This window comes from Acanthopleuribacter pedis (genome assembly GCF_017377855.1).
Taxonomy (GTDB): domain Bacteria; phylum Acidobacteriota; class Holophagae; order Acanthopleuribacterales; family Acanthopleuribacteraceae; genus Acanthopleuribacter; species Acanthopleuribacter pedis.
Genome location: NZ_JAFREP010000032.1, coordinates 12752 through 36481 on the forward strand (window position 1 = coordinate 12752; position 23730 = coordinate 36481).

Genomic DNA, 23730 nt, shown 5'->3' on the forward strand with positions numbered 1-23730 from the left:
ATCCACCGGCATCCGGTATTGGGAGAGCGTTCATGAACCAGCTACCGCGATTAACGCGCGGGACTCGCCTGCTGCTGTTGCTAATGCTTCAGATCGTCGCCCTGCCGATTTCGGCGCAAATCGAGGTTTTTCCACTCAAGGTGCTCACCACCGAACAGGGTTTGTCCCACGGCACGGTGTGGTCGGTCGCCATGGACCGCAAAGGGTTCCTGTGGGTAGCCACCTCGGGCGGGCTAAACCGTTACGACGGCTACGAATTCAAAGTGTTCCGCCGCACCCTTTCGGTCAACTCCCTACCCGACAACTTCATTCGCTACGTCCTGCCGGAAAAAGATAACCGCATGTGGGTCGGTACCGCCTCGGGGTTGGCTTTATTCGATACGGCCTCCGGCCAAGCCAAACATTATCGGCAACCCAAAAGCAGCCCGCACCAAACGCATCGCGACTTCATTAATTGCCTGGTGCGCCTGCCCGACGGTTCGATTATGGTGGGAACCGACCGCGGTTTAAGCCTTTTTGATCACCTCAGCGAAACCTTCCATCCCCCCAAAACAAGCCCGAGCATCGCCCGCATCATCACGGAAGAACGCATTCGCTGTATGCTGCGCAATAAAGACGGCACCCTGTGGGTCGGTACGGACCGCGGCTTGATCCATTACGACCCGCGCAGCGGCGACGGTCGCCACTACCACACCCGTGGCGAAATGGGACAGCGCCTAAGCCACAACCAAGTAAGATCACTACACTTAACCCCCAACGACGGTTTGTGGATCGGCACCTCGAACGGTTTGAATCAATTGGAAAACGGCGGTCGCATCCGCTGGTTCTTCGCCGACGACCCCGAGACCCGTTTCATCAACGACAATTGGGTCAACGTCATTACCGGCGACGAGGCGGGCCGCCTGTGGGTCGGCACCCGCTCCGGCGGCGTCAGCCTGATCAACCCCAAAACCGGAGAGGTGGAGTTTTTTTCCACGGCCCTGAACCAAGGCGGTTTGCCGAGCAACAACATCGTCTCGTTGATGCTGTCCAAAAAAGGTTTGCTGTGGATCGGCACCTACAAAGCGGGCCTGGTCAAACTCGACCTCAAAACCCAAAAATTTCGTGGGTTTCGCGTCCACCAAACACCGGATCAGACCAAAGAAAGCATCGCCGCCATTTATTTACAGGAACCCAACCAGTTATGGCTGGGCAACCTCGACGGCTTGATCGTGCATAACCGAGACACGGACGAGATCCGCCACTACCACCACGACCCCAAAAATCCCAACAGCCTTTCGGACAATTCGGTGCTGTCGATCAGCGGCGGCCGAAATAACGAAATTTGGGTGGGTACTTACGGCGGCGGCCTCAATCGCTACCTACCCAACCAGGATCGGTTCCAACGGGTGAAGGTACCCGCCGACAACAACGGGGCCACCGGCGCGGGCACGGTAAACTGCCTGTACTTCGACCAGGCAACGGGGAAACTATGGGTCGGCAGCCGCGCCGGCTTACAAGCCTTCGACATGGATACGAACCGCCTGACCGAGTGGCCGTTTCCCGACAGCGTGGCCTATCCGCAGGAGAACCGCATCTCGGTGATCAGTCCCGGTCCCGAGGGGGTGCTGTGGGTCGGTACCAACGGTGGTTTTTGTAAATACGTCCCGGAACGGGGCGAGTTCCGTCGGTTCCGCCACGATCCCAACGACCCGTCCTCGCTGAAACACGATTCGATTTCTGCGATTCTGCAAGATGAGGAAGGCATTGTTTGGGTCGGCACCAACAACGGCCTGTCGCGTTTTGATCCCTGGAGCCAAACCTTTACCACCATCACGGTCGGCGGCCTGGACAACCGTTGGATTAACGGGATCCTCCAGGGTCGTCCCGGTGAGTTGTGGATTACGACCAACGCGGGATTGCTGATGTTCACCCCACCCCGCGGCGTACGCGTCTACGATCAGTTGGACGGTCTGCAAGGGAAAGAGTTCCTACCGGGCGCCCATTTCCGCGGTACGCGCGGGGAACTGTTGATCGGGGGCGTGATGGGTTACAACAGCTTTTTCCCCCGTGAAATGCTAATCAATCCCCATATCCCCAACGTGGCCATTACCAGCTTCCGCATCTTCGACCGCGAAATTCCCATGAACCGCCTGATGGACGAGGAGCAACGGCTGCTCATTCCCCACGGCGACAACTTCTTTTCCTTCAACTTTTCGGCGCTGGATTTCACCGCGCCCCTCAAAAACCGGTACGCCTTTAAATTAGAGGGCTTTGACGACCGCTGGAACCAAAATTCGGGCCGCCGCTATGCATCCTACACCAACTTACCCAGTGGCGATTACCGCTTCCGGGTCAAGGCCTCCAACAACGACGGGGTTTGGAACGAGGAAGGGGTGGTCATTCCGGTGCGCATCGTCCCCCCGTGGTGGGCACGCGACAGTGTCCTCGGTGTCCTGGTGGTGCTGGCCGTCATTTTGGCGGTGGTGGCTTACCGCTATCGGATGCGCGACCTGAAGCACCAACAAAAACGGCTGGCGGGTGAGGCGGACCGCCACACGGATGCGCTGCGCGGGGCGCACCAGAAACTCGCGGAAGAAGTGCGCAAGGCGGGCATTGCCGAGATGACGACCGGGGTGCTACACAATATCGGCAACATTCTCACGACGGTTTCAACCTCAACCAGTGAGCTGCGCTCGGTGTTGTCCCGCTCCAAAATGGAGCAATTCGCGATGGTTAACAAAATGCTGGCGGACCAACGCGGTCGCATCCCCGACTTCCTCCAGGAGGACCCCAAGGGAAAACTGATCCCCGAGTTTTTAACCAAGGTAGCGCGCCAATTCGAACGGGAAAGCCAAAAGATCACCCATGAAACCGACAAGCTGTTGGACAAAGTCGCCTTGATGGCGCAAGCGGTGTCGATGGAGCAGAGTTACGTCAGCAGCTTTGATCGCAAGGAACAGGTGGACTTGACCGAGTTGATGGACAACGCACTCTCCATGCTGGAATCGTCCCTCAAAAAACGCAACATCCAGATCATTCGCAGTTACGAAACCACACCGCCGTGTAACTTGGAAACGGTGAAACTGGTCCACGTGGTAACCAATATCATCAACAACGCGGCCGACGCCTTGAGCCAAAAGGGACCGAGCGCGGAGGGCCGCTGGATCAAACTCAGAGTGCGGCCGTTAAACGGCGAGTTCAACGAGATCCAAATCGTCGACAACGGGTGTGGCATCAGCAAAAGCAATTTGGCGCGCATGTTCGAGTTTGGGTTCACAACCAAAACCAACGGCCACGGTTTTGGTTTGCATTCGTGTCGCGCCACAATGAAAGAGATGGGCGGCGATATCAGCATCCACAGCGAAGGGGTCGACCAAGGTACAACCATCGCGCTCACGGTGCCCATTACCTCTCGGTTGGGATAGTTTAGGGATCGTGATCCCGCCGAGGGGACGGTCGATTCTTTTATTTCTCAGGATGGGATGATGATTAGAAGATAGGGCGATTGAGGTTGGAACCCATGCGCAGCCTTGTTCCGCCTTTGATAATTAGCGCAAAGAGCGATATACATGGCTTTTCCTCAGTCGGCAGTCCCTCTCTGGTTGCTTTTGCTTCGCGGGTTACGTTTAGCCCGCTGCGCGCCCTTTCACCACGAGACCACACGCAATCAGAATTCATTTCGAAGTGACGGCTTCATCCGCGTCGGGAAGTCCTTGAAGAGGGATCTCCAGTACAGCCGCATCCTCTATCCATCATCTCATCCTAAGAAATAATGATCTCGAAGTGACGGCTTCATCCGCGTCGGGAAGTCCTTGAACAGGATCCAGTACAGCCGCATCCTCGATCCACCATCTCATCCTAGGCAATAAAGCCCTCCTCCAAGACGAAATCAAGCAGCCAAAGCAGCCAAAGCAGCCAACCCAACATCGCCCAAACGCACCCCCCATTTATTCAGAAAATGTTCCAACCCCAAGCCATCTCTCGAATCCAACACCCACTTCCCCGCCTCCTCCTAAATAAAGGTTTGCTCGCTTAACATTTGCATTGCGAATATAATGAGTGGCAGTATCGTCCACCGGTTAACATTCTGATGGTTTCGCAACCGAGGCAATCAAGCAGTCAGGCTTGGCCTCGGCTGATTCAGAGTGTTTGGGGACATCACAGGACTGGCGGAGTCAGAGCGCTATCTATGGAACAAATCGGTAAATATCGGATCGTTCGTGAGTTGGGCAAAGGCGGCATGGGCACCGTCTACGAAGGCGAAGACACCGTCATCGGCCGTCAAGTCGCGATCAAAATAATCAAAGACGAAATCCGCGACGACCAGGAACTCAAAGAACGCTTCTTTCGAGAAGCCAAGTGGGCGGGCGGCTTGTCGCACCCCAATATCACGGTTGTCTACGATGTGGGCGAACACGAAGAACGCCCCTACATCGTGCTCGAATACCTCACCGGCCAGGATCTCAAAACGCTGATCCACCGACGCGAGGCCCTCACCCTCATCCAAAAAATCGATATCGGCCTTGAAATGCTCGCCGGGCTTGAGTTCGCCCATAGCAAAGAAATTACCCACCGCGACATCAAGCCGGACAACATCCGCATCATCGACGGCAACCATGTCAAAATCATGGACTTCGGTATCGCCCGTCCCAAAACCAGCGACCTCACCGAGACCGGCATGGTGATGGGTACCCCGGCCTACATGTCGCCCGAACAAATTACCGGTAAAAAGCTGGACCCGCGCTCCGATATCTTTTCCTTCGGGGTGGTGTTTTTTGAATTACTCAGTTACCGCAAACCTTTTACCGGCGACTCAACCACCACCCTCGCCTACCAAATTCTCCTGTACGCGCCCCACAAGCTGAATCTGAGCGAAGACGACCAGCAGTTCCTCGAACCCTTGCAACAGTTGTTGAACAAGTGCATGAAGAAAAATGTCAGCGACCGCTACCAATCCTGCACCGAGATCATCCAAGACCTCAAAGAGATCCGCGAGCTGATGGTCTCCAACCGCATCACCGACCGCGTGTTCTTGGAGAACCTCAAGGAACATTCGGTCCAAACGATTATCAGCCGCGGGCGCAAGATGATCGACGAGGCCGATTTCGAAAAAGCACGGCAAGCCTTTGCCTACGCCCTTGAGCTGGATCCAGAACTCCTGGAAGCCAAGGAAGAATTGCAAGGCCTTGAAGACCGCACCCAGCATCGCAAAAAGATCCAAGAACTGCTCAGTGAAGCGGACACCCATTCGATTCGCAACGACTTTGATCGCGCGCTAGACACCTACCACAAGGTGCTCGACATCGATCCAAAAAACGAGGAAGCCCTCCAAAAGCTGGACAAGCTGCAAAACAGACTGGCATCCTTGACCTCCAAAGCCCATAAAACCACCACCTCGATCAAACGTCCCAGCAAAGGTAAATACGCCTTCATCGCAATCGGCCTGGCCGCGGCCATCATCGGCGGGGCCTATGTCCTGTTGCAATCACCGGCACCACCGGAAGACGATCTGTTCGCCAACAGCGAGCAGGTGGCCGATCCGACCAACACCGCGGCGGCGTCGTCCGAAACCACCCCACCACCGGAAAGCGACATCAGCGAAACCACGGCCGCGCATAATGAAACCCCTGCCGACACAACGACACCCGGCGATCCCGCGAACAGCGCCCCCGCGAACAGCGATCCCGCGAACAGCGCCCCCGCGAACAGCATTGCCGCGGCCGGCGCAACCGAGGAACCCGAAAACCCACCCGCGGCAACAGCAGAAACAACCCCGGCCAAGCAGGCTGACGACCCCAAAGAACTCGCCCGCTTGATCAGCGATAATGAAAAATTACTGCGCCAAATTGTTTTGCAAAAAGCACGGACCCAGGCCGTGGACGGCGCCAAGGAAACCAAAGCCTTTCGCAACGCGACCGCCTTGGAAAAACGCGGTCGCGATTACGCCGCAAAAAATACCAAAAACGAACTGGAAAAGGCGCAACGGACCCTTAACCAAGCCCTCGGCGCCTATCGCACCGCGGCACGTACCGCCACGGAAGCCCAACAAAAACAAGCCTCGGCGGTCGAAAACCTTATCAAGCAAGTGGAACGCGCGCGCGGCCAAGTGGCCGGCACCGAGGCCGACCGCGGCGGCTTGGCCAATTACCGTGAAGCCGAGATTCTCGAGAAACAAGGGATTCAATCGTTCCAACGCGGCCAATTGAAGCAGGCAACCGACGCGCTCCAGGCAGCGGAACGCAAGTTTAACGAGGCCCAAAGTGACATGTACCGCGTGCTCAACGAACGCACCGCGGCGGCACGGAAAGCCATGCAGGACGCCCGTTTTAAAATGAACGCGGCCTCCCGTCGCAGCGAGGATTTCACCAAAGCCCAAAACCTTGCCAACCTGGCCCGTGACGCGGAAAAACAAGGCAAATTCTCACGCGCCATTAAGGTCTACGAGGAAGCTACCGCCGTTTTTGAGGCGCTCGCCCAAACCCAGGCCGCATCAAGCAAGCCCGTTACCCCGCCGACCCCGACCCCGGAGCCGTCCCAACCCAAGGTCAACCCCGAAGAACAAGTGGTCGCTTTTATCGAGACCTACCACAACCTCTTTGAAAGCGGGGATATCTCCAACCTTTCCAGTCATATGAATTTCAGTAAAAGCGAGCGATCCAACTGGGGCCGGTTCTTTGAAACCGCCGAACGAATTCAACTGGACATTCTTGATCGCGACATCGATTTACGCGGAACCACCGCGGATGTTAAGCTAAAGCTCAAGCTCTCCTACTACAACAAAGCAAGCCGCAAGTCCGAAGAACGCGAATTTCCGTTTACCTACCGCCTCAGCCAAAAGAGCGGTTCCTGGAAACGGGTTAAGTAGCCGAGGCGACACGCGGATCTCCACGCTGCTCGGTTGTACGTGCTTGACCCGGCGACGGGCCGTTCTCCCAATCTCGGTTTTGCCGGCCCTAATCCGGCGGGCCCCGGCCCGCACCGCATTGGTTCTTTTTTTATGGATGAGGTGTTTCATGATTGCTTTTAAACCCATGCTCCGGCTGTTGGTCACCGCACTGCTCGGGGTTTCGCCCGCTTTCGCACAGCTCGGCACCGTTTTCGACCAAGTTTTTGAAGAAATTCTGGTTAATCGGCTTCAATTAAGCCCCGGCCAACACGGCGACCACTTCCGAGAAGCCGCCTTTGTCGCCAACTCCCAACTGACGCCTTCGCTGAACACCGCCATCACCAACAACGTGTCCTCGTTCCCCAACAGCAATACCTCCATCGGGGTAACCTTTAGTTTCGAGTCCGGGGCACCGGAGAAAATTCGCCGCGCCATCGGCCCGGTTTTTGGTGAATCCGCCACCACCTTGGGCAAAAAACGCCTCAACCTGGGGATGAACACCAGCCGCCTGACGATGGATCGATTCCGCGGTTTGGATACCCGAGATTTGACCTTTACCTTTACCCACGTGGATGTCACCAACGACGGCACCCTTGGCGAAAACCCGAGCGAAAGCGATACCATTGACGTCGCCCTCGGCATGGATGTCGACGCCACCATCTTGGCCTTCTACGCGAGCTACGGATTAACCGACCGCCTGGATATCAGCGTTTCGGCACCCTATATCGACATCAGCCTGGACGGCACGGCGGTAGCAAGGGTCGACAGCTTTACCTTGGCCGCGGTGGGCATGGCCAACCACCACTTCGGCGACGACCCGACCCGCCCCATTCTCGAGAGCCAGGTCCCCTATTCCGAAAGCGCGGCCGGCTTGGGTGATGTCTCGGTTCGCGCCAAGTACAACGCATTCAACGCCGACCGCTTCCAGTTGGGTTTCTTTTTTGACTACCGCTTTGACAACGGCGATGAAAGCGATTTTCTCGGCACCGGCTCCAACGAATTCCGCGTGGCCCAAGTCCTCTCGGGCGGTGACGACAATTACCAGTACCTGATTAACCTCGCCTTCGAAAAACGCCCGGGCGACCTGGATAGTGACGAAATCGAACTGCTGCTCGGTTTTAACTACGAGGTCGGAAACGGCTTTGCCTGGGCCGTGGAACTCATGGGCGACTACGACCTCAACGATCTAGAGGCCATTAACCTGCTCAACGACAGCGTGGAAATCGTCGACCGCTCCGGCGATGCGCTGAACCCACGCCAGGTCCGTTTGTCCAACATTCCCGACCGCAGCGACGACCACACGCTCAACGCATCTCTCGGCCTACGCTGGGCACCCACCGACAAACTGATTCTCCTGGGGAATCTGCTCATACCGCTTAACGACGCGGGCCTGCGCTCGAACGTTGTTGCCACGGCCGGCTTCGGCTACAACTTCTAACCCTCTCGCGCCGACCCTACCCGTGATCGGAGCCACCGCCGCACGCTTGGATTCCGGCATGGTTCCGATGTAACGGGCCAGGGTCAAAGGACCCTTCATGACGCCGCTTTGGCTGCTTACGCTGCTGTTGCTCAACCCAGACACGACGCCGATTTTCACCAATCTCGGCTCCAACGACGGCCTTTCCCAAAGTACGGTCTGGGCCTCACTTCAGGACGATCTCGGTTTTGTCTGGATCGCAACAACGGAGGGGCTTAACCGCTACGACGGCCATACGTTCAAGGTCTTTAAACACGACCCCAACAACCCCAACAGCCTCGCCGACAACCAAATACGCGATTTATGCCTGGGCAATGACGACGATTTTTGGATGGCCACCGCCAACGGCCTAAGCCGTTACATCCCCAAACAAAACCGTTTCGAGACCTACCGAAACCAACAGGGCGAACCCGATTCCCTGAGCTACAACTACACGGTGTGTTTGGCAAAAAGCGACGACAGCCTGTGGATTGGCACACGCGAAGGGCTCAACCGTATGCGCTTCGACCAACCCGGCCGCTTCCAACGGTTCCGCCACGATCCCCAGGATCCCATGAGCCTCAACCACAACGAGGTTCGCGGCATTTTGTTCGACCGGCAGAAACGACTGTGGGTGGCCACCTTCGGCGGTTTGGCTCAATTTGATCCCGAACGCCAGGCCTTTATTCGCTATCCGGCGGGACCGGGCGGCCTGTCCCACAATCAAGTGCGCGCCTTGGCCGAGGACAGCGAAGGCTTCATCTGGGCCGGCACCAGCAACGGCCTCAACCGCTTTAATCCCGAAACCCAATCCTGGCTGCACTTCTACGAAAAGCCCAATGATAACAACAGCTTACACGACGACTGGATCAATGTCATTGTGGCTGATCGGGAGAGCGGCCTGTGGATCGGCACCAAAGACGGCGGCCTCCACCTCTACGATTCGTCAACCGGCGACTTTACCCACTACAGCCGCACACCCGGCCTTGAAAACACCATTGCCGGCAACAACATCATCTCGTTGTTTATTGACCGTGCCCGCATGCTGTGGATTGGCACCTACAGCGCGGGCGTTTCAAAACTCGATCTCAAGGCAACCCAAATTCGCAAGATCGAACTGACCGACAACAGCATTGAAGCCAAAGAAGTCCAGGCGATGTACTTGGGCCGCGACGAAACCCTTTGGGTCGGCACCCAGTACGGCTTGATCGAGCACAACCAACGGGAGCAACGCACCGAACTCCACTACCACGACCCCAAGCGCGCGAACAGCCTTTCGGAAAACCAAGTCCTCTCCATTCAAGCCGATCTTCAGGGGCGCATTTGGGCGGGTACCTACAGCGGCGGTCTCAACCGTTACCTGGGTTATGATCGCTTCAAACACTACCGCCACAACCCGAAGAACTCCACAAGTTTGGCCAGTGACATTGTGCTGTGCCTGATGCTCGATAAGGGCGGCGACCTATGGCTGGGAACCCGCGAGGGCCTCAGCCGCTACCAAGCATCAAGCGACGATTTCTGGCATTGGACCATCCCAGACGGGGAACAGATCAGCCGCCGCCAACGGGCGGTGATCACCATTCACGAAACCAAGGACGGCACCCTGTGGCTCGGCACCGACGGCGCGGGCCTCATTCGCTATAGCCCGCGTGGCGGTGATTTCACCCGCTTTCGCCAAAACCTTCACAATCCCAACACCTTGCATTCCGATGTCGTCAACGCCGTTTACGAGGACGGCGCGGGCGTGATTTGGCTCGGAACCAACGCCGGTCTCACCCGCTTTGAACCCGGTTCTTCCCTATTTACCACCGCCGGCAACACCGAGGGTCTCCCCTCCGGCACCGTTTACGCCATCATCGAGGGCGAAAGCAAGGCCCTTTGGCTGAGCACCAACCAGGGTATCTTCCGCTACGTCCCGGAGAGCGGCGCCCACGAAACCCGCCATTTCGACGTCTCCGACGGTTTACAAAGCAATGACTTCTTTCGCGGCGCGGTGCTCAAGGATCCCGGCGGCAACCTCTACTTCGGCGGGATTAACGGTGTGAACGTCTTCCACCCCGCCAACCTGCGCTACAACGAGTACGAACCGCCCGTGGTGCTGACCTCGTTCCGCATCTTCGACGAACCCGCGCCCATCCCCGGCGACGTGGCCTACTTGGACGCCTACAAACTGAGTTACAAACAAAACATGCTGTCCTTTGAATTCGCCGCCTTGGACTACAGCGCCCCCCGCAAAAACCAATACGCCTATATGCTGGAAGGTTTTGACAGTGAGTGGATCTACAGCGGCTCGCGCAACTATGCCGCCTACAGCAACCTCGACGGCGGCACCTACCGCCTGCGCATCAAAGGCGCCAACAACCACGGAAAATGGAACGAAGCCGGCCTGAGCCTTCAACTCACCGTCACCCCCCCCTTCTGGCGCACTACCTGGTTCCTCACCCTCATCATCGTACTTCTGGTTGTGGCCGCGATTGGGTCCCAGCGCTATTGGGTAAGCACCATGAACAAACGCAACGACCGCTTGCAAGATCTGGTGGAAACCAAAACCTTTGAACTGGAACAAGCCAAACAAAAGTTACTGGAAACCGCGCACCAGGCTGGTATTTTCGAAATCGCCACCGGCGTTTTGCGCCAGATTAAAGGCCAACTCGAAAGCGTTAAAAACGAAATCAAAACCATTCAAACCGCCAACATGAAAGACAACATCGCCGAAATCGGGTTTCTCGCCGGGGAGAGTCGCCATATCGCCAACGGCGAAACCCACACCACCCCGCCGGAACAGCTGGTCGACAACATCCACCAATTCCAAACCCGCTTGCAGAACAACAGGATCGAGGTCGCTCATGCGGTTCAACGGCTGATTGAAAAAGTCGAAGGCATGAAGGACACCATCGCGGTCCAACACCAATACGCCACCAAACCCCTCTATCATCAAGACGTGAACCTGGTGGCGCTTGTGGAAGACGCGTTGCGCCTCGAATCGGCGCGGGTCAGCAGTTTGGGCGTAGAGATTCACAAAAATTTTGACGTGCGTTCGGAAGTGCGTTTACCCAAAATCAAGCTGCTCCACGTGCTGTCCCAGGTCATCCGCAACAGCCTTGACGCCCTGGAAGTCGGCGATGCGGCTATTTTGCGAATGCGCATCGCCATTGATCAGGCCACGGAAGATACCTTGCGCATTACCCTAGAGGACAACGGCTGCGGCATTGAACAGGAGAACCTGGAACGCGTGTTCACCGCCGGTTGGACCACCAAAACGGACCGCCACGGGTTTGGTTTACACGAATCGGTAAACGCGATGCGCGAGATGCACGGCGAGTTAACCATCGAAAGCCCCGGCAAAAACCGCGGCACCAAGGTGACGCTGATCCTGCCGTTTTAGTTGTGGGTTTGGGTGTGGTTTGGGTTTGGATGGGGTTCCGATTTGGGTGTGGTTTGGGTGCGGTTTTGAGTTTGGGTGTGGTTCCGATTTGGGTGTGGCTTTGAGTTTGGGTGTGGTTCCGATTTGGATGTGGTTTTGAGTTTGGGTGCGGTTCCGATTTGGGTGTGGTTCCAGCGCCAGTCCTTTCAGGACTTGGGGTTCGGTGAATCGGGGCGTCCTAGGGTGGCAGGCGCTCTGCGCCTTTACCCCAGGCTGTCATAGGTAACCCCGTTGGGGTAGCTGGAAGTGGCTCGGCTCCGCCTCACGTTTAAATGAAGTATGGTCCCCGCATGGCGGTGTGCGTGTACTTTCAGCACACGCCGGATCTGTCCCCCGATGAAGATCGCGGTGGGGCCGTGGGCAGAGACAGGGATCAATTGCGGGTGAAGGTTGCGGGAACCGCGGGTGAAGACGGGCCGGGGTTTGCTCCGGTTCGTCCAGAAGGGACGAACACACCCCCATGCGGGGCCCACCATTTTTTTGAATGTTCGCCGGCGGCGGACCACAACCCGCTGTCCTGTAAGAACTAACTATGGCAGCGAAGGGTCGGACCCTTTGAAAAAGGGGCCTACCCTGGGTCACCGCGGTTCCCAAAATGCAGGCGCTGAAGGTGCCGGCAAAAGGATGCTTTTGGGGTTCCCAAAATGCAGGCGCTGAAAGTGCCGGCAAAAGGGGTCTCCCCACGATCACCGGCGATTAATCGGCGCGGGCCCCGGTTTCCATGCGGTCGGCCGCTAAGCGGTTTTGATTGAGGAACTCGGTGGGCGTCATCCCGTAAACCTCGCGGAACGCCATGGCAAAGTCACGCAGCGAGCGGTAACCACAACGAAAGGCGATCTGGTTCATAATCGGCTCGTCCTCGGCCAACAGTTCACACGCCAACTTCAAGCGCGCGTCGCGAATCAGCAGGTGCAGGTCCAGGCCGAGCAGTGCTTCAACCTTGCGTTCCAACTGGACAAGGGTTAAATCCAAGGCCTCGGCAATCACCTCGGCGGGAAACGGTCGATTTTCATCGTCCACCCCGTGGATCAAATCGGTCATATCCGCCAATAAACGGGCGTCTTCCTCGCGCCATGCGGCTCGGCCGGCCGTATCGGCGCCATCATCCCCACCTAAACCGAGCTGTTGCTGGTGTGCCTTGACGGCCTCGCGGCGCGCATCCAAGTGACGGGCCAACAAATCGAGTAATTCTTGCGTTTGAAACGGCTTAATCAGGCAGGTTACCCCGCCTTGCTCCCGTTGGTTAATTTGGTGCGCCTCGCCGGCGGTGGCGGTAAGCATCACCACCGCGATGTGGCTCAAGGCCGGATCGGCATTTTTGAGGGCAACCAAATCCTCGTCCCCCCCCAGTGAGATCATGCCTGCATCGCACAGGATCAGGTCGGGCACGACCCGGCGCATCTCCACCAAGGCATCGCGGTAGTCGGCGGCTTCAATCACGCGGTAGCTGTCTTTAATCTTGTGAGCGAGGTAGCGACGGAAACCGCGACTGCCGGCAACCACCAGCACGGAGGGTCGCGCATCATCGGCATATTCAGCCGCATCCGCGTCGTCCGAGGCCGCGCCCGCAACAGCGGTCGGCTCGGGAGGTACCGCCGGCTCGCGCGGCACACGGGGCAAGGTGCCCGCCTCGGCCGCCTCGAAAGCGAGGTCTATCGTGGCCACCGGCCCCTGCTCCCCCTCAAACCAGGTGATCCGCGCGGCGAGGGCGTCGCACAAGGTTTCGACACGGTCGCGTAGCAACGCATCGAAGACATCAGCGGTCCCATCACCATCCGGTAAAGACACGGCGATTTGCAGCCGGAGCGGCGCGCCCTCGGCCTCCAAATCAACGGCGGCGGTTTGTTCATGTCGCGTGGCAAAGTCGAGTAATTGGTGCAGCACACGCCGCAGCAATTCGGCATCACCAACCACGACCTGCCGATCCCGCGGCAAGGCGGCGGAAAACTGAATGCCGAGCCGTTCACAACGGGCACGAAAAACACGCCTAAAATCGTCGAGCAAACGCCCCAAATCGAAGGGTTCGTGAATCGCGGGCGGTAACGGCGTCTGACCACCGCGGTCCAACAACAAGTCGACACGGCGCCAAGCCTCGGCGACCCCTTGCTCCACATCGGTAAATGCAGGCTCCAGTTGTTGGGGGAGATCAACCCCGCCGCGGCGGATTTGGGCCAGGCCGTCGAGGGTCATGGCGAAAGCGTCGCGCAGTTGGTGGTTCACCTGGAGCAGGAACTGCTCGCCACGGGCCTCGGCCGCTTGTTCGCGGCGACGGGTCTCCTGCAGCTCGTCCTGCTTCTTTTCCAAGCGCTGTTGCAAATCTTTGACACGGTGCTCCAACGCACGCAATGCCTTGCGTTCTTTTTCCATACTCTGTTTTTGTTTTTGCAGTTCGCCGCGATCATGGCGGGCGTCTTGCCGCAGGCGCCGGTCGCGACGGTAAAACAACACCGAAAAAACCAGCAGCAACATCAAGCCGCTACCGGCATAACCAACCACCGCCCAAGGCGAGGCAAACCAAGGTTGGTTCACCTGAACTTCGAATGCGTGGCCGCCGTCCATCCAGCGACCCGCCGCATCGGCCGCCTGCAAACGCAACCGGTATGCGCCCGGCGCCAGATCGGCGAACAGCAACTGACGCCGCCCCGCTTCCAGTTCCACCCAGTCCGGGGTTAGCCCTTCCATTTTAAAGCGGTAACGGATGTCTTGCAGGCGAGAGAAATCGAGGCCGGTAAAACTGAGCCCCACATGGTTTTGGTCATAGGGCACGCTGATCTCGGTCTGTCGAAAAGGTGGCTGTCGCAACAAGGCCTCCGGCCGATCCGGCGCTACCGCAACCGGTTGGTAGTTAAGCTGAAGCGCGGTGACCAACACCGGTGGGGCGACCTTACCGAGTTCTTGGCGATCCGTGATACGCAGCACGCCGCGTTCCGCGCCGACCACCCAACGTGTCCCGAGCCGATCCTCGAAAAAGGATCGGAAAGGCCCGGAACGCCACCGTTTCGGCGGCAACGACAAACCGGGTTCGGGTACCAACGAGGGCAGCATCCACAGACCACGATCACCGGCAAGCCACAGACGTTGTTGTTCGTCCACCATGGTATCGCGCACGAAAAGGACGCGCTCAGGCGATGATTCGGGCTCCAACGCGTCCCGATCCTGGTGGAAATCGCTCGCATTGGCAAGGATAACCGGCGATTCCATGCCGGGGCTCACCAAAAGTAACTGTTCCGAGGTGGCCGCCAAAAGGCCGCCTTCAGGCAGAAAACGAAGATGGGAAACGGGCCTTCCCGCGGTAATTTTGAGGACGGCCTGGTAGCCGTGCGGCAGGGAAACCCCCGGTTTCACGGCGACCAAACGATCCGTGGCGAAAGAAAGGTAAAAGAGCCCGCGATCCGTGCCCAGCCACAAGCCGGCTTCGCCATGCAGGGTCATCGCGTAAACGCTTCGCCAAGAAACTGTCGCCGAATCGTCACCTTGTACCTTAAAGAACCGCAGGGTTCCACGCGGGTGGTCGTATTGAATTAACCGATCACTATCGGCGCCGGCGAACCACACCCGCCCGCGACCGTCACCCAGGCAAACCCCAATGTCCGCGGGTAGTTTGTCCTCGCCCCCGTCGTTTTGGTTCACCGTTTGGAGCGCTTGGCCGGCCTGAGAAAAAACCCAAGCCCCGCCTTGGCCGACCAACAGAAAATCATCATCACCCAGCGCCGCGAACCGGCGCGGACCGAGCGCACCCGCCACGGACACCCGCCGGTACCCTTCGAACCGTTGCAAGCCGTCGGGCGTCGCCAACCACCAAAACCCGTAACGGTCTTCATGGAGATCACGAATCGCCACCTCGGCGAGGGGCGCCGGCGTCTCCATGCGCTGGGCCTGACCGATCCCGCCCGCGCCGCCAACGGCAAAAAAGAGGAGCAACGTCTTGAAAAGGTGGGTAAAAAACAAACGCGCCATCGTGGACCCTGGATCGGTGAATAATGGTTGGGGGTTTCGCCGGTCGGTCGAGGGTCAACCGGTCGTCGCGAACCAACCCAAACCCGATCAAGGCTTGCCGTGAGGCGGTTAAAAACCATGGCATAGGTGGTCGACGCTCTGCATTATACCGCGATTCAAGAACGTTTTTCAGCAGATATCAAGTTTTTACACAAGACAACAAAAACACTTATTATCAGCTACTTACAATACAAACAAAGATTACAAAAGGCGCGCGAACGAGACCGCCCACGCGCCTCAATGCCGCATCTAGTCAAGCGGCTCGGTGGAGAAGGTCAGCGGGAACAGTTCTCGGTTTGAGAAGTCCAGATTGGTTTCCTGTGGTCCCCAAATGATTTTTTTGACCGCATGGTCAACCGCTTTGTTGAACGACAAGTTGTTGCGGAACGCGGTGCGGAAGGTCAGGCCCATCATTTTGCGCACGGTACGCGCGATCTTGGCTCGGGTCTGCTCCTCGGACAGTTTTTCGATTTCGAGGTACTGGATGGAACAAACACCACCCATGTTGGTGATGTAGTCCGGGCAATAAACCACGCCGCGGCGGTGCAGGGCTTTGCCAACCTTGGAGTTTTGCAACTGGTTGTTGGCGGCACCGCAGATGATTTTGTAGTTGATGTTGTCCAATTCGCCCTTGGTCACCACTTCACCGCCGGCGCAAGGCGCAAACACATCCACTTTGGCGTCGCGCCAGTTATTGGGATCAACCACCTCGGCCTCGGGGTATTTGGCCAAGGCACGTTCGATGTTTTCCCGGCGGATGTCGCAAATCACCAAGGATGCACCGGCACCATTGAGGTAACCCAACAAAGAGGTGCCCACTTTGCCCAACCCTTGAACCAAGACCTTCTTGCCCTCAAGCCCCCGCTTCCCTTCGAAAAGGTCGTGGGCAAAGTAATCGACGGCGAATTCGATGCTGCTGAACACGCCCCAGGCGGTCCAAGGTGAAGGATCCACAACGATCCCGAAGATGTTTTTGGTGTGCGCGTGAACAATGTGCATGTCGGGCACGGTGGTGTTCATGTCCTCGGCCGTGTAGTACACATCGCGTTCGCGGTTAACCCAGGCAACGAATTTCCCGAACTCCTGCAAAATCGTTTGGCGTTCCTCGCCGGCGACCTTGGGATCGCAGATGATCACGGATTTCCCCCCACCGAGCGGCAGTTCAGCCACGGCGTTTTTAAAGGTCATGCCGCGACTCAAGCGCAAGGCGTCGGTTAAAGCCGTCGCCTCGTTGTCGTACCAAGCCATGCGGCAACCCCCCAGGGCCCAGCCACGCGAGGTATCGTGCACAGCAATAATGGAAACCACGCCCGGCCGGATTTCGGCGCGGTAAACAGCCTCCCATTGCGGGATGCTTAGTCGGTTGACTTTCGTTTCATCAAACATGAGTACTCCTTCCCAGCGGAGACACACAAACATCAACCGCCGAACACGGCGCTCCCCTTATTCGTGCGTCCTTTGGAAACAAAACAATGTGGCATCGCAAATCCCATCTCTGCTCGGGTCTCGCCGACACATCTCTCCAGGCGTTCTGCCGCTACGCGGAAATCCCTGGTACGTGATGCGGTCTAACAGGTGTCGCGCCTGAGACCGTTGGTGCCGGCTCAAAAACAGTGCATATGCGGAATTCCATCGAAACGATGGGATTTTGCCGACCCCCAAGGTGTCACAGCCGGCCCCAAAAAGCAAGGCACCGCGCGGCAAGGATCACCAGAAAATTCAGGCGCGGAAGCGCATGGGTTGGCCGGCCCTCGATCCCCGCTTCCCACGCGGGAAATGGTCGGGGTTTCCCGGCACGGAACCACGGCGTCGCGATGGAGCGCCGTCGCGGGCAAACCGCCCAATTACGCCCTCGCGATCAAAGGCTGCACCCGGCCTCGATATGCAGCGGGACAGCCACAACCCATCCCGCATCCTGGAAATAGAAAAAGCCCGAAACGCTGTAAAACGTTTCGGGCTTTTTCAGATGGCGATGGAGGGAATCGAACCCCCGACACCACGGATATGAGCCGTGTGCTCTAACCATCTGAGCTACATCGCCAAAAGGCTTGCCTATACTAACCGATCTCTCGCAAAGGTCAAGCACTTTTTTCACAAACACCAATCAACCTCATTGTCCCCAACCACTTGACTTCAAAAACCACCGTTTTTTCCACCCCAAACCGGCCGTTTCGGAGGGTTTTGTTCCCGCGCCGCGGCGCTCGTCGCGCATCCGGTTCAGCAAGGCCGCACCCCATCGCGTGACTGACCAAATCGAACGCCGATCCACCACGCAGCCCAGGTGATCAACATCACCAAACACGGGCTGCCCACAAAAACTCAACTTCCCTAAATTTAATTTTCAAAGCAATTTACATACATCTTCACCGGATCAAACAATTCTAGATTCAATTTCTCGCATCTCTTTTTTCGTCCTGGACGAAAGGGATATTGAAGCTTCACTTAACCCTATCAAATCGCGGGTTCGCTAAACGCGTGTACCGAACCCGACCCATCTTTGTCTTGAAGGAGACGTTATGTCATTCCCAAGAAAAGGGATCGCTGTGTCCACGTGGACCCTGACCGGATTCCTACTGCTCTTGCCCATCCTTTCTGCTTCCAGCCACCGCGAAGCCCCACACACCCTTGAAATCCCCAAAACCGACGGCACCGACTTTTATATGTTCCGAAGCTATGAGTCCGGCCGCGAGGACACCATCACCCTCATCGCCAACTACAATCCGCTCCAACTACCCTACGGCGGTCCCAACTACTTCTTACTCGACGAGGACGCCGTTTACGAAATTCACATCGATACCAACGGCGACGGCATCGAGGACCTCACCTTCCAGTTCAACTTCGCCAACAACCTCGCCGAAAACTTCACGCTCCCGGTCGGCGACGGTGAAAACGTCATGAATATGGCGATTCCCTTGGTACAAATCGGCGCACTCAGCGCGGCGAATAATCCCAACAGCGGCGTCCTTCAGGTTCAGGAATCCTATACGCTGGACCTCATCAGCGGCGACCGCCGCACCGGCACCCGCACCGCGATAACTAACGCGGACGGGGCGACGACCTTCAGCAAACCGGCCGACAACTTCGGGGTTAAGTCGATTCCCGATTACGCGGGTTACGCGGACAGCCACATCCACACCATCACCCTGCCCAACGGCGACAGCGGCCGGGTGTTCGTCGGCCAGCGCCAGGAAGGGTTCGTGTTCAACATCGGCAAAGGTTTTGACCTGCTCAACCTCAACCCGCTCGGTGCTGTCGACGCGGCCTCCTCAGCGCTGCAACAGGTCAACATCACCTCGCTGTGCCTGGAAATCCCCATCTCCTTTCTGACCCAGCAAGGCGAGCCGGTGATCGGCGCCTGGACCACCGCGAGCAAACGCCAAAACCGGGTGTTGTTGGCCGAGGCGGTCCCGGTGACCAACCCATTCGAACGCAACAGCAGCGAAGGCACGACCTCATTCGACAACCCCGACGTTGAATTTGGTGCCTGGCATCAAGTTTCGCGCCTGGGCATGCCTTTGGTGAATGAGGTGGTCATCGGGCTACCCGACAAAAACAAGTTCAACTTCAGCGAACCCAAGGACGACGGTCAATTCGCGGGTTACGTAACCAATCCGGTGTTCCCCGAGCTCATCGAGGTACTGTTTTCCGACGCCGGCGCGGTCGCCCCCAACCTCTTCCCCCGCGAGGATCTGATCCAGGTATTCCTAACCGGCATTCCCGGCCTCAACCAGCCGGCCAACGGCACCGCCGCCGAAATGCTGCGACTCAACACGGGCATAGCACCAACCCCGCGCGCCGAACAAAACACCTTGGGCGTTTTGGCCGGCGACAATGCCGGGTTCCCCAACGGACGCCGACCCGGTGACGATGTGGTCGACGCCGCACTGCGCGTGGTGATGGGCGTGTTGCTGGATGCCGAGGTTGCGCCAACCGGCAGCCTGCCGTTTACCGACGGCGCCGCCATTGACGCCACCATGTTCCAGGACCGTTTCCCCTACCTCAACCCACCTGTTAACGGTTCTGATTTTTAGGAGGACCCCGTGAAAATACTGTTTAGCCTACTGTGTTTGGCGGCCGGGTGTGTGTCGCTTTCGGCCGCACCCCAATGGATCGCCCACCTCTCGGCAAACGACGATTTCAAATCCGACATTCTGGTTCGCAACGATTCCTTCGACGAAACACTGTCCGTCACCCTTAACTTCTTCGCCTCAGACGGCGGTGAAGCGGCGGTGACCCTGACGGATGCGGCCGGTCAACAAAATGCGGTGCGGCGCTGGGAAGTGACCCTGGCCCCGCAAACGGCGGCCCTGGTTCAGTTGCAAAGCGTGACCGGCGGCGATAATCGCAGCGTTCAAGCCCGCGTCGACGCGCTGAACCAAAGCAACGAGGAAACAACGCTCTTGGCGGTCGAAGCGAGCTTCACCCGATTTGAAGCAGGCACGGCCGTCTCCAAGGTCGGCGTGGCCCTCTCCGCCCCGGCCAGGATCTTCAAAGTCAACACCCCGGCATCGGAGCCGCGTGGTTTCGGCATCACCAACACCGACCCAGGCCAAAGCTGCGAATGTACCTTCACGCTGGTTGGCAACGACGGCACCCAGCTCGGAACCACCACGGCCTCGATCCCGGCCCACGCCAAATGGCTCGGCGTGGTCGACACGCTGTTCCCCGGGTACGCGACCACCTTAAACAGTGAGCTGGGCTCGATCAACGCCTTGTGCAGCACCCCGGTGGTTGTTCAAGGTTTGGCTTTTAACGGCACCGTCACTTCAGGCATTCCCACCACGGGTTTTAACCTCTCACCTTAACCCCCAGCCGCGGGCCGGTCGCCGGACGGCCCGCTATCTTTTTCAAGGATTTCCCATGTTTCGCACCCGTCTCTTTTCCCTGCTGTTCAGCTGCTGGACACTCGCCACCTTTTCGTCACTTCTCGGCCACGACTTTTGGCTAAGCCCGCACGAGGCGACCCTCAACCAACCCGGCCCGGTCAAAATCCAAGCCTTTCTCGGCGATCACTTTCGCGGCGAGGCCATCATCCCATCGCCTAAACTAGTAGATCAATTCTGGTTACGCGACGAAAAAGGTCTACGACCGGTCAAGGCGGCGGGGATGTTGGGCTTGGCCGCCGTCGGCCGCGTGGAAGCAACCGGCCCCTGCTTAATCGCCTACGCGGGCAAAGCTAAATTTCTGCAGCTACCCGCGACCAAGTTTGAAACCTATTTGGAGGAAGAACATTTAACCGCAATCCGCGACCACCGACGCGAACAGGCGACCCAAAACAAACCTGGCCGCGAATTCTTCTCGCGTTGTGCCAAAGCCCTTGTGGCGGTTGGCGCGGTGGATGCCGTCTCAATCCAACAGATGGTGGCCGGGCACCCGCTGGAAATCACCCCGCAAAGCAATCCATTTCAGGCCCAACTCGGCGAGCGGCTGGATTTTAAGTTGACCTTCGAAGGACGCCCCCTACCCAATCAGCGCATTGTGCTTTATCGCCGCACCCCGGAACGCGAACCGCTCATCATGCACACCGACGAACGGGGTCGCATCACGGTCACGGTTGACCACCAGGGTGCGTGGATGTTGAAGGCGGTCCACATGGTCCCCCATAAAAATCCGAAAGAAGCCGAGTGGCGCAGTTACTGGGCTTCGACCACCTTTTCCAATGCCGCGGGCGCGGCGCCGTCCGCGACCACCGCGTCGAAATAAGCGGGCAAAAGGCGCTTACAGGGTCTCGATGATGTGGGAGAGGTGATCGCGTGCCGTGATTTCCGCGGCAACAACCGCTTGCAAATCCTGTTGGAGCTGTTCAAACAAGCCGGCCGGTTCTCTGAAATCGGGGTCAAAACGGCGGCGCAGGTCTTCCACCACACGATTCGCTTCCGCCAAGGCATCGTGATCGGCCGCGGCCAGGGCTGCAAAGCGCTGATCCACCGCGCGACCTGTCTCGGGCAAGGCCGCAACCGCATGTTCGGCCAATCGGCGCCAGCAGGTTTGCGCTTCGCGGTACCGGGCCGCGGCGGATGCCAAGGCCGGTTCGGTTTCGGCCGCCTCGGTTAGAAAATCGGCGTACAGACCGCGCAAGGCGCCGCCCGTTTCACCCTCAACCCCGCTGTACAAGGAAGTTAGCGCGCTGTATAAACCGTTTCCATCGCGAAACACGGTGCGCCAACTTTTTTTGTCCTTGGTCCCCGTCATCAATTTGGCCCACTTAACCAGTGCCGGGATCCCAAAAGATGTGGAGGGCGCCTTGAGATAGGTGAGGTGATCGTGAATACCCGCCAGCACGGCGTCACGCAAATCGAAGGGTTCCCCGGCGGCCGGAAACCACATCAAAAAATGTTTGTAACTGCCGACACGGGCGCGGGCATCCACCAACGCCTGATCGGACACGCGAAAAATCCCGCCGTCTTGAACCAGCCAATCATCCCCTTCTCGGCCGCAAATCACAATGCGCACGCCGCCGCAGCCCTCGCGGTGATCGGGCACGCCACGATGGGGCATAAAGTAAGGGTCGACAAAAGCCAGGGCCGGGATGCCCTGGCCGGCAAGCTCGGCCAGTTTGTTCGCCGCCGATTTTTTGCCGCCGGTTTCATGAACGCCTGGTACCATGCCGATCCGCTCGGCGGTCTGGAGCAACACCTCTTTGCCGTAGTTCCAGCGATACGAAAAACCCAAGGTGAGGATCGCCGACTGGTAAGCCTTGAATTCCCACAAGATATAGCCGCAACCAAGCCCGCCGGAGATACCGAGCACCATCGCCTCACTCAGGGGTTTGCGCGTGCGGGGATCAACCAAACCGCTCGCGGCGGCAAGATTGGTGAAACCGCGAAAAGAATCGGAAACACCAGGCAACGCGGGGTAACCGTCAAAAACAGGCATGGTTCACCTCAGGTTTGGTAAAAGCGTACCGAATATACCGGCGGAAAATAATTGCCAAGCGTGGACCAGCACTCGCCACCATCACCGGAAGCAAAAAGGTTACCGGTGGTTGAACCGAAAGCCAGGTGTTCGACATCGTTGTCGAAGGCATGGCGGTAAACAATGTCGTAGCAGTGGGTTTGCGGTAAGCCCTGGCGAAAGTGTTGCCAACTTTTGCCGCCATCCTCGGTGCGCGAGACACAAAGCGCACCACCGACGGCAACGCGCGACATATCACTCTGAGCCGGCACGACCCAGGCGACCTCGGGATTGGTTTCACAGGCACAAATCGGCCACCCAAAACGGGCCGGCCCTTCTTTTTCGGAGATGTCCTGCCAATTTTTTCCGGCATCGGTTGAACGGTAGATGCCAACATGGTTTTGCTGCCAAAGGACCTCGGGTTGGGCGGGGCAATGGGTCATGAAGTGGGGATCATGACCGAATTCCGAGTTGGGATCGGGCAAGAACTCAGAGCTAATCCCGCGGTTGCGTCCTTCCCAGGACAGCCCCCCGTCGAAACTGGCGTACACGCCACCGACGGACACCGCAATCGTTAAATGTTTCGCGTTTTTCGGGTTAACCAGGATACTACAAATGCCGGGACTGTCTTTGCCCGCGCCAAACCAGAAGGGCTCTCGACTGGGGTCGTTCCACAAGGGCGCATTCATGGTGAAGGTATCGCCCCCGTCGTCGCTGACAAACAACCCCCCGGGATTGGTACCCAGGTAAAGCCGTTCCGGTTCGTCTACCCCACCGGGTTCGATCACCCAGATCAGATCAAGCGCGGCCGGTTTGTCTTCCTTGAGACGGGCGTCCTCCGGGTATTTAGGCACCTCGATTTCCTGCCAGGTTTTCCCGAAATCCTTGGAGCGGTGGAGTTTTTGGCCCCAATGGCCGTGATCAACCGAGGCCCAAATGGTTTGTGAGCGCGCGTCAAAACATGCGTAAGGCACCTGAATGCCTTCAAAAGCAAGCCAATCAAAATACCAAGCGCCGTCCCGTAAGATGAATTGCAGCAAACCCTTGCGGGTTCCTACCAAAAGGTGTCTTCCGGCCATGGGTCCCTCCCCC

Annotated in this window: 11 protein-coding genes and 1 tRNA gene; 7 read left to right on the plus strand and 5 right to left on the minus strand. The window is 57.9% G+C overall.

Features of this window, described 5'->3' with window-relative positions; all coding sequences use genetic code 11:
- Positions 1–32: 32 nt before the first annotated feature.
- The 4 genes from J3U88_RS26965 (at position 33) to J3U88_RS26980 (ending at position 11709) form a co-directional block, all read left to right on the plus strand.
- The gene (locus tag J3U88_RS26965) at positions 33–3407 is read left to right on the plus strand and encodes a sensor histidine kinase (RefSeq protein ID WP_207862117.1); all 3375 of its coding nucleotides are present in this window, start codon (positions 33–35) and stop codon (positions 3405–3407) included.
- Positions 3408–4171: 764 nt separating this feature from the next.
- A complete protein-coding gene (locus J3U88_RS26970; protein ID WP_207862118.1) occupies positions 4172–6847 on the plus strand; it encodes a serine/threonine-protein kinase in 2676 nt (891 codons plus the stop codon).
- Positions 6848–6995: 148 nt separating this feature from the next.
- Complete coding sequence (locus tag J3U88_RS26975; protein ID WP_207862119.1) at positions 6996–8306, plus strand: transporter; 1311 nt, start codon at positions 6996–6998, stop codon at positions 8304–8306.
- Positions 8307–8403: 97 nt separating this feature from the next.
- Positions 8404–11709, plus strand: a complete 3306-nt coding sequence (locus J3U88_RS26980) for a ligand-binding sensor domain-containing protein (protein ID WP_207862120.1) — start codon at positions 8404–8406, stop codon at positions 11707–11709.
- A gap of 735 nt (positions 11710–12444) precedes the next feature.
- Here J3U88_RS26980 and J3U88_RS26985 read toward each other — a convergent pair.
- The 3 genes from J3U88_RS26985 to J3U88_RS26995 all read right to left on the minus strand — a co-directional run bounded on the left by J3U88_RS26985 (position 12445) and on the right by J3U88_RS26995 (position 17785).
- Entirely contained in the window at positions 12445–15696 is a 3252-nt protein-coding gene (locus J3U88_RS26985; RefSeq protein WP_207862121.1) for a helix-turn-helix domain-containing protein, read from the minus strand.
- Positions 15697–15993: 297 nt separating this feature from the next.
- On the minus strand, positions 15994–17130 hold the full coding sequence (locus J3U88_RS26990; protein WP_207862122.1) for a Glu/Leu/Phe/Val dehydrogenase: 1137 nt from the start codon (positions 17128–17130) through the stop codon (positions 15994–15996).
- 581 nt (positions 17131–17711) lie between these two features.
- A tRNA-Met gene (locus J3U88_RS26995) sits at positions 17712–17785 on the minus strand.
- 475 nt (positions 17786–18260) lie between these two features.
- Between J3U88_RS26995 and J3U88_RS27000 the strand changes: the two genes are divergently transcribed.
- Genes J3U88_RS27000 through J3U88_RS27010 form a run of 3 tightly spaced genes read left to right on the plus strand, consistent with a single transcriptional unit; the run spans position 18261 to position 21447 of the window.
- Positions 18261–19775, plus strand: a complete 1515-nt coding sequence (locus tag J3U88_RS27000; RefSeq protein WP_207862123.1) for a DUF4331 domain-containing protein — start codon at positions 18261–18263, stop codon at positions 19773–19775.
- 9 nt (positions 19776–19784) lie between these two features.
- A complete protein-coding gene (locus J3U88_RS27005) occupies positions 19785–20549 on the plus strand; it encodes a hypothetical protein (protein ID WP_207862124.1) in 765 nt (254 codons plus the stop codon).
- Between the two features lie 55 nt (positions 20550–20604).
- Positions 20605–21447: a DUF4198 domain-containing protein gene (locus tag J3U88_RS27010; RefSeq protein ID WP_207862125.1), complete on the plus strand. Its 843-nt coding sequence runs from the start codon at positions 20605–20607 to the stop codon at positions 21445–21447.
- A 15-nt stretch (positions 21448–21462) separates the two neighbouring features.
- Here the strand turns inward: J3U88_RS27010 and J3U88_RS27015 are convergent, their stop codons facing one another.
- Positions 21463–22620: a BtrH N-terminal domain-containing protein gene (locus J3U88_RS27015; protein WP_207862126.1), complete on the minus strand. Its 1158-nt coding sequence runs from the start codon at positions 22618–22620 to the stop codon at positions 21463–21465.
- A gap of 8 nt (positions 22621–22628) precedes the next feature.
- A complete protein-coding gene (locus tag J3U88_RS27020) occupies positions 22629–23717 on the minus strand; it encodes a WD40/YVTN/BNR-like repeat-containing protein (protein ID WP_207862127.1) in 1089 nt (362 codons plus the stop codon).
- Positions 23718–23730: the final 13 nt, after the last annotated feature.